The organism is Lapillicoccus sp. (assembly GCF_046595215.1).
In the GTDB taxonomy this organism is placed as follows: domain Bacteria; phylum Actinomycetota; class Actinomycetes; order Actinomycetales; family Dermatophilaceae; genus Lapillicoccus.
In genome coordinates, this window is sequence record NZ_JBKJPP010000085.1 from 1 (window position 1) to 7,916 (window position 7,916).

General features: G+C 68.5%; 8 protein-coding genes. 5 read left to right on the forward strand and 3 right to left on the reverse strand.

The window, feature by feature from the left end:
• From ACLL9L_RS07250 to ACLL9L_RS07270, 5 genes are all read left to right on the forward strand, one after another.
• Positions 1-2,190 (forward strand): molybdopterin-dependent oxidoreductase (locus ACLL9L_RS07250; RefSeq protein ID WP_411283973.1); only part of this gene is annotated, 2,190 nt, incomplete at its 5' end.
• A 40-nt stretch (positions 2,191-2,230) separates the two neighbouring features.
• Complete coding sequence (narH, locus tag ACLL9L_RS07255) at positions 2,231-3,931, forward strand: nitrate reductase subunit beta (RefSeq protein ID WP_411283974.1); 1,701 nt, start codon at positions 2,231-2,233, stop codon at positions 3,929-3,931.
• Entirely contained in the window at positions 3,928-4,635 is a 708-nt protein-coding gene (gene narJ / locus ACLL9L_RS07260) for a nitrate reductase molybdenum cofactor assembly chaperone (protein WP_411283975.1), read from the forward strand. Before narH ends, narJ begins: the two co-directional genes overlap by 4 nt.
• On the forward strand, positions 4,632-5,360 hold the full coding sequence (gene narI, locus ACLL9L_RS07265) for a respiratory nitrate reductase subunit gamma (RefSeq protein ID WP_411283976.1): 729 nt from the start codon (positions 4,632-4,634) through the stop codon (positions 5,358-5,360). The genes narJ and narI overlap by 4 nt, the downstream gene beginning before the upstream one ends.
• A complete protein-coding gene (locus ACLL9L_RS07270; RefSeq protein WP_411283977.1) occupies positions 5,357-5,713 on the forward strand; it encodes a LuxR family transcriptional regulator in 357 nt (118 codons plus the stop codon). The genes narI and ACLL9L_RS07270 overlap by 4 nt, the downstream gene beginning before the upstream one ends.
• A gap of 147 nt (positions 5,714-5,860) precedes the next feature.
• Here ACLL9L_RS07270 and ACLL9L_RS07275 read toward each other — a convergent pair whose 3' ends face one another.
• The 3 genes from ACLL9L_RS07275 to ACLL9L_RS07285 form a co-directional block, all read right to left on the reverse strand.
• Positions 5,861-6,130, reverse strand: a complete 270-nt coding sequence (locus tag ACLL9L_RS07275) for a hypothetical protein (RefSeq protein WP_411283978.1) — start codon at positions 6,128-6,130, stop codon at positions 5,861-5,863.
• 156 nt (positions 6,131-6,286) lie between these two features.
• Positions 6,287-6,853 carry a hypothetical protein gene (locus ACLL9L_RS07280; RefSeq protein WP_411283979.1) on the reverse strand — a complete coding sequence of 189 codons (567 nt, stop codon included), beginning with the start codon at positions 6,851-6,853 and terminating at the stop codon, positions 6,287-6,289.
• Complete coding sequence (locus ACLL9L_RS07285; RefSeq protein ID WP_411283980.1) at positions 6,853-7,719, reverse strand: DUF2382 domain-containing protein; 867 nt, start codon at positions 7,717-7,719, stop codon at positions 6,853-6,855. The genes ACLL9L_RS07280 and ACLL9L_RS07285 overlap by 1 nt, the downstream gene beginning before the upstream one ends.
• Positions 7,720-7,916 lie beyond the last annotated feature (197 nt).

Below are 7,916 nucleotides of genomic sequence, written 5' to 3' on the forward strand. Positions count from 1 at the left end.
CCGGCCTGGCAGGAGGCGATCACCGGTGTACCTGCGGCCACCGCGGCCCGGATCGGGCGTGAGTTCGCGCAGAACGCGCAGGACTCGAAGGGCCGCTCGATGATCGTCATGGGCGCCGGCACCAACCACTGGTTCCACTCCGACACGATCTACCGCGCGTTCCTCACCCTCACCACCCTGACCGGGTGCCAGGGCGTGAACGGCGGGGGATGGGCCCACTACGTCGGCCAGGAGAAGGTGCGCCCTCTCACCGGTTACACCCAGATCGCAAACGCGCTGGACTGGAGCCGGCCTCCGCGCAACATGATCCAGACCGCTTACTGGTACCTGCACACCGACCAGTTCCGCTACGACAACTTCGGGGCGGACACGCTGGCCTCCGCCACCGCCGACGGGCAGCTGGCCGGCAAGACGACCGCCGACGTCATCGCCCAGTCCGCCCGGATGGGGTGGATGCCCTCCTACCCGACGTTCGACCGCAACCCCCTCGACCTGGCCGACGAGGCCACCGCCTCTGGTCGTCCGGTCGCCGAGCACGTCGTCGACGAGCTGACGTCCGGCCGGCTGCGTTTCGCCAGCGAGGATCCCGACTCCCCGGAGAACTTCCCCCGGGTGCTGTCGATCTGGCGGGCCAACCTGCTCGGGTCGTCGGCCAAGGGCAACGAGTACTTCCTCAAGCACCTCCTCGGGGCGGAGCACTCCGTCCGGGCCACCGAGACCCCCGAGGGCATGCGGCCCCGGGACGTCGTCTGGCACGACGAGGCCCCGACGGGCAAGCTCGACCTGCTCCTCACCCTGGACTTCCGGATGACGAGCACGACGATCTTCTCGGACGTCGTGCTGCCCGCGGCGACGTGGTATGAGAAGCACGACCTCAACACCACTGACATGCACCCCTTCGTCCACTCGTTCAACCCCGCCATCAACCCGCCGTGGCAGACCCGCACCGACTGGGACGCCTTCATGACCATCGGGCAACGGTTCAGCGAGCTCGCCGGCCCCCATCTGGGGGTGCGCCAGGACGTCGTGGCGGTCCCCCTGACGCACGACACCCCGGACGCGATGGCCAACCCGCACGGTGTCGTCGCTGACTGGAAGGCGGGTGAGTGCGACCCCGTCCCCGGGGTGAGCATGCCCAAACTCGTCCTCGTCGAACGAGACTACGGGGCCATCGCTCAGAAGATGGCTGCACTGGGGCCGTTGGTCGACACCCTCGGCGGGACCACCAAGGGGGTGACGTTCCGGCTGGAGAAGGAGGTCGACTACCTGCGGCACAAGAACGGTGCCGTCCGTGGTGGCGTCGGCGACGGACGGCCCTCCCTGGCGCTGGACGTGCATGCCTGCGAGGCGATCCTGGCCATGTCAGGCACCACCAACGGTCACCTGGCAACGCAGGGGTTCCGCACCCTCGAGAAACGCACGGGGGTCCGGCTGGCCGACCTCGCCGCCGAGCACGAGGGCAAGCAGGTCACGTTCGCGGACACCCAGGGCCCCCCGGTGCCGGTCATCACCTCGCCGGAGTGGTCCGGCTCGGAAGCCGGCGGAAGGCGCTACTCCCCGTTCACGATCAACGTCGAGCGGCTCAAGCCCTGGCACACCCTCACTGGCCGGATGACCTTCTACCTCGACCATGACTGGATGACCGAGCTCGGCGAGCAGCTGCCGGTCTACCGGCCACCGTTGAACATGCAGGCCCTCTTCGGTGAGCCCGCCATCGGGGAGACCGGTGCCCTGGGCATCACCGTGCGCTACCTGACCCCGCACAGCAAGTGGTCGATCCACTCCGAGTACCAGGACAACCTGTTCATGCTGTCGCTGTCGCGCGGGGGCCAGACGATCTGGATCAGCAAGGAGGACGCTGCCAAGGTCGGGATCCACGACAACGACTGGATCGAGGCCGTCAACCGCAACGGCGTCGTCGTCGCCCGGGCCATCGTCAGCCACCGGATGCCGGAGGGCACGGTCTACATGCACCATGCCCAGGACCGCCTCATCGACGTCCCCCTCACGGAGACCTCGGGGAAGCGAGGCGGGATCCACAACTCGTTGACCCGACTCATGATCAAGCCGAGCCACCTCATCGGCGGCTACGCGCAGCTCACCTTCGCGTTCAACTACCTCGGCCCGACGGGCAATCAGCGCGACGAAGTGACGATCATCCGACGCCGCTCGCAGGACGTCACGTACTGATGAGCCCTCGTCGACCCGCACCCACGGATGGAGCACACCCATGAGACCGATGGCTCAGATGGCCATGGTGATGAACCTCGACAAGTGCATCGGGTGCCACACCTGCTCGGTGACCTGCAAGCAGGCCTGGACCAACCGCGCCGGCACGGAGTACGTCTGGTTCAACAACGTCGAGACGCGTCCCGGTCAGGGATACCCGCGCCAGTACGAGGACCAGGAGAAGTGGAAGGGAGGCTGGACCCTCAACCGGCGCGGCAATCTCACCCTCAAGGACGGCGGCCGGGTCAACAAGCTCCTGCACATCTTCTCCAACCCCAAGCTGCCCTCGATCGAGGACTACTACGAGCCGTGGACCTATGACTACGCCACCCTCACCGACGCACCCGCCCAGCAGCACATCCCGGTGGCCCGGCCGAAGTCCTTGATCACGGGGCACGACATGAAGATCACCTGGAGTGCCAACTGGGACGACGACCTGGGTGGGTCGATCGACCATGGCCACAAGGACGTCATGCTCAAGAACATCGCCGACAAGGTGAAGTTCGAGTTCGAGCAGACCTTCATGTTCTACCTCCCGCGGATCTGCGAGCACTGCCTCAACCCGTCCTGCGTCGCGTCCTGCCCCTCCGGGGCCATCTACAAGCGCAGCGAGGACGGCATCGTCCTAGTCGACCAGGACCGCTGCCGCGGCTGGCGCATGTGCGTCTCCGGGTGCCCCTACAAGAAGATCTACTTCAACCACAAGACCGGCAAGGCCGAGAAGTGCACCTTCTGCTTCCCGCGCATCGAGGTGGGACTGCCCACCGTGTGCGCCGAGACCTGCGTCGGACGGCTGCGCTACATCGGCCTCATGCTCTACGACGCCGACAAGGTCCTCGAGGCCGCGTCGACGGAGGACGACCAGGGCCTCTACGAAGCGCAGCGCGACGTCTTCCTCGACCCCTTCGACCCGGTCGTCATCCGTGAGTCGGAGAAGGCCGGCATCCCCCGCGACTGGATCCAGGCCGCTCAGCGTTCGCCGATCTGGGCCCTGATCACCACGTTCCGGGTCGCCCTGCCGCTGCACCCGGAGTACCGGACGATGCCGATGGTCTGGTACATCCCGCCGCTGTCTCCCGTCGTCGACATCATCCGGGACACCGGTCACGACGCCGAGGACGGGGGCAACCTCTTCGCGGCCATCGACGCCCTCCGCATCCCCATCGAATACCTCGCGGAGCTGTTCACCGCCGGTGACACCGCTCCCGTGGATGCCGTGCTCCGCAGGCTCGCTGCGATGCGCTCCTACATGCGGGAGATCAACATGGGCCGGCCTGCCGACGAGTCCCTGGCGACGCGCGTCGGCATGACCGGGACCGAGATCGAAGACATGTACCGCCTGCTCGCCATCGCGAAGTACGACGAGCGGTACGTCATCCCTCCAGCGCACGCCGAACAGGCCCACTCCCTCGAGGAGCTCGCCACCGAGTGCAGCCTCGACCTCGACGGCGGACCCGGGATGGGAGGGTCGGGACCGTTCGGCGAGGGGTCAGGCGCGCCGACACCCATCGCGGTCGAGAACTTCCAGATGCTTCGCGACCGCCAGACCAGCGACACCGTGGCTGTCGTCGACAGCAACCGTGGCCGGGTGAACCTGCTCAACTGGGACGGCCGGGGACGACCCGACGGACTCTTCCCCCACGGGGACGACGAGACCACCGCCGACGAGCCCGGCTCGCCCGGGCCGCAGGAGCGCTCATGAGCAAGGGACACCCCAGGCCCAAACTGGCGGATCGAGAGCTGCGACTGGCCTGGCAGAGCGCCTCGCTCCTGATGTCCTACCCCGACCAAGAGCTCCTCGACACACTGCCCCTGATCCAGGGTGCCGCCGCACGCCTTCCGGCGGCGGTGTCGGATCCGCTGCGCGCCTTCCTCGATCACGTGCAGCGGACTCCGTTGTCGCAGCTCGCCGAAGCCTTCGTCACGACGTTCGACCACCAGCGACGCTGCTGCCCCTACCTGACCTACTTCGAACACGGCGACACCCGCAACAGGGGGGTCGCGCTGCTGCGGTTCAAGACGGCATACCGCGCGCACGGGATGCTCCTGTCGGACAGCGAGCTGCCCGACCACCTCGCGGTCGTCCTCGAGTTCGGCGCCATCGCCGACACCCTCGCCGCCTGGGAGCTGCTGATGAACCACCGCGCGGGAGTCGAGCTCCTCCGCCTGGCCCTGACCGACCTCGGCTCACCCTGGGCCCACGTCGCCGACGCCGTCTGTGCCACCTTCCCGCCCATGCGCGGGGACGACCGGGACGCCGTCATGAGGCTCGCGGCGCAGGGACCTCCCGCCGAGGAGGTCGGCCTGGCCCCGTTCGCCCCACCGGAGTACATGCCCGAGACGAGCCGCCCGGTCCCGCTTCCGATGCCCACCTACTCCCCCTCCCTGAGAGGAGCCCGCACATGACCGCCGGCTCGGACGTCCTGCTCTGGGTCGTCCTCCCCTATGTCTGCCTCACGGTCTTCGTCGTCGGGCACCTCTGGCGATACCGCTACGACAAGTTCGGCTGGACCACCCGCTCGTCACAGCTCTACGAGAACCGCCTGCTTCGGCTGGGGAGCCCGCTCTTCCACTTCGGCATCCTGTTCGTCCTCGGCGGCCACGTCATGGGTCTCGGAATCCCCAAGGCCTGGACCGAGGCGGTCGGGATCTCCGAGGGTCTCTATCACTTCATGGCGGTCAGCGTCGGAGCCGTCGCCGGGTTGTGCACGGTCGTCGGCATGTCCATCCTCATCTACCGACGGCGCACGGTGGGGCCAGTCTTCACCGCGACCACCCGGATGGACAAGACGATGTATGCCGTCCTGGCGACGGTGATCCTCCTCGGGCTGGCCAACACCGTGGTGGCCAACGTCTTCGGCAACTACGACTACCGTGAAGGAGTGTCGGTGTGGTTCCGGGGCATCTTCCGGTTCTCCCTGCACCCCGAACTGATGGCGGCAGCCCCGATCGGCTTTCAGCTGCACGGCCTGGCGGCCTTCCTCCTGTTCGCCCTGTGGCCCTTCACCCGACTGGTCCACGTCTTCAGCGCCCCGCTGGGCTACCTGACCCGCCCCTACATCGTCTATCGCAGCCGCGACGACCAGCTTGGCAGCCGGAAACCGCGACGCGGATGGGATCGAGTGCAATGACCGAGGAGAACCACGCCCATCGCGCAATGACCGGACCGCTGCGGTTGACCGACCTGGCCGACGAGCTCCTGGACAGCGCCCGGTCGCACCACTCACACCGGGCAGCACGCACCATCCACTCGAGCGCCTCCTTGCGGGCGACGGTCATCGCCCTCGCCGCCGGCGCGGAGCTCGCCGAGCACGAGGCCCCACCCGCAGCCACGCTGCACGTCATCGGCGGTGAGGTCCGGCTGCACTGGGCCGACCAGGAGTGTCTGCTCCGCGGCGGTGAGATCATCGACATCCCCCAGCAGCGTCACGCGCTGGCGGCCATGACCGATGCCGTGGTCCTGCTCACCGTCGCCCTCCACTAGGCACGTCCTGTCAGCAGATCACTGCGCGCACTGGGCTGACCTTGCGCACCGTGCACGGTCCGCGAAGTGTGACGAAGGTGCCCGCAGTCCGTGGCCACGGTCCGCTCAGGGCGAGGAAGGTGCCCGCAGTCCGGGCGGTCGGCCGCGTCAGACCGGAACGTGCTGGACCACGTGATCCGGATCGGGGGCTGACGTGTCCATCGGTGGGCCCGCGACGACCGCCTCGAGGCGGCGTCGCAACGCGTTGGTGATCCGTCGTTCTCGTCGGAGCAGGACCGCCCTGCGGGCAGCCTGCCCGGGCAGACTCGCGTACCCGCCGCTGCTGGCATCCCGCTGGAGGCGATCGCGGACCACGGCGAGCTCTGCAACGAGGACGCGGGTGGCGATCGAGTCGCTCGCGCCATCTTCACCATTCACCTGGATCCTCCTCCCTCATGAGCGCATTTCCGCCCGGGTGGACGGAGCCTGTGTCCTGGGCAGTCCGCCGTCTCGACGAGGAGACGGCGGACTGCCGGACCGGACCCACGGCTTCGTCACCGGCTCGTGCGGCGGCAGGGCCGGGAGCCGGGGTGATCAGCGGTGGAGCAGGCCCTTCGCGGCCTTGGTCGCCTTGCCGGTCAGGACCTGCCCGGCCTTCTGCTGCTCACCCTGCTGGGCCCCGAGCACGATCAGTGCACCGGTCAGGAGCGGGGTTGCCCACTGCAGGACTCGCAGCTGCTGCTGCACCTTGGCGTCCCGCTCGGGGGTGTCCTTGCTCGGCACGGTGCCCGAGGAGACGTGCCCCGGGTCGGCGTTGGCCAGCTGCGCGCCGAGGACACCGCTGTAGGCGGTGCTCGCCATGGCCGCGACCGTCAACACTGCCTTGATGACCGTGTTGGCCTGTACCCCGTCCTGGGCGCGGACCCGGTCGCGGTTGGCCAGGATCAGACCCAGCCCACCGACGGCGTGAGCGCCGATCGCGCCGGCGGCCACCGGGGCCCAGCGGGCCCACCCGTCCGCGGCGATCTTGGCCCGCTCCCCCGGGTTGGAGATGTCCCCGGAGGCGCCGTTAAGGCCGACGGCACCCATCAGCGACCCGCCGAACCACGCGGCGGCACCCACGTCGTGCAGCGCCCTCACGAGCGTGTTCCTGTCCCCCATCAGGCGCCGTCCTTGCGCTCGGCCGCGGCGTCGCTGTCGGTCTCGACCTGCTCCTTGCGGACCTGCTCGGTGACCTGCTGCTGCTCGGTCACCGTCTCCTTGGCGAGCTTCACCCGCTCGATCGGGACGACCTCCTTCTGGACCACGACCCGCTCCTCGGTGAGGGTCATCTCGTGCTCCTCCTCCGAGATCGCCGGGCCGTCCATGGCCTTGCCCGCGTTGGCCTCGGTGATCGGCTCCCGCTCGATGCGGACCTCCTCGCGGGTGACCGGCACCGTGACGGTCTGCTCCTCGGTCACGACGTACTTCCGCAGCCGGGCCTTGCCGGTGGCGACCTTCTCGGTCCCGACCTTGAGTTGCTCCTCGGAGCGGGTCATCGCCTCGTCCGTGGTCAGACCGGAGGTGTCGCGCCCCTCGACGCGGCCCTGCACGTCGTCGAAGACGCCGTCACCGTCGCGGTCGCCGCGCTCCGCCGACGCGGCCGGGGCACGGTCGCTGTGGTCGTGGTCGTCGTGCCCGGCGGGCAGGCCCGAGTCGGACTTCTCCTCGGAGTAGGCCAGCCCGTAGTGGCGGTAGAGCTCGGCCTCCTCGTCCTGGGACAGATGACCCTGCTCGGCATCGACCCGGGGGGCGTTCTTGACCTGCTCCTTGGTGTAGGGCACGGTCAGGCCGGCCTCGGTGAAGTCGGCGTCCGCGACCGGGACGAAGGACTCCTTGGTGCCGAACAGGCCGGTCTGCACCGTGGCCCACTCGGGCTTGCCGGTCACGTCGTCGAGATAGATCGTGCCGACCTTGCCGAGCTTGTCCTGGTCCGAGCCGTGGACGGGCTGGCCGATGACCTGGTCGATCTGGTTGGTGCTCAACATGATGTGTCTCTACTTTCTGGGTTGGTTACCGAAGGGTCGTGCGTGAATGACGCCCGAGGTTCAGGCGTTGCCCTGGTCGTAGAACCTGGTCGAGGCGGACGCCCCGCCTGCGGGCTGCTCCGTGGAGGGCGACGGCTCGGCCCGGTCGTAGGCGTCCTTCGCCTTGTCCTTGGCCTGCTGGGCCTGTTCCTTGACGC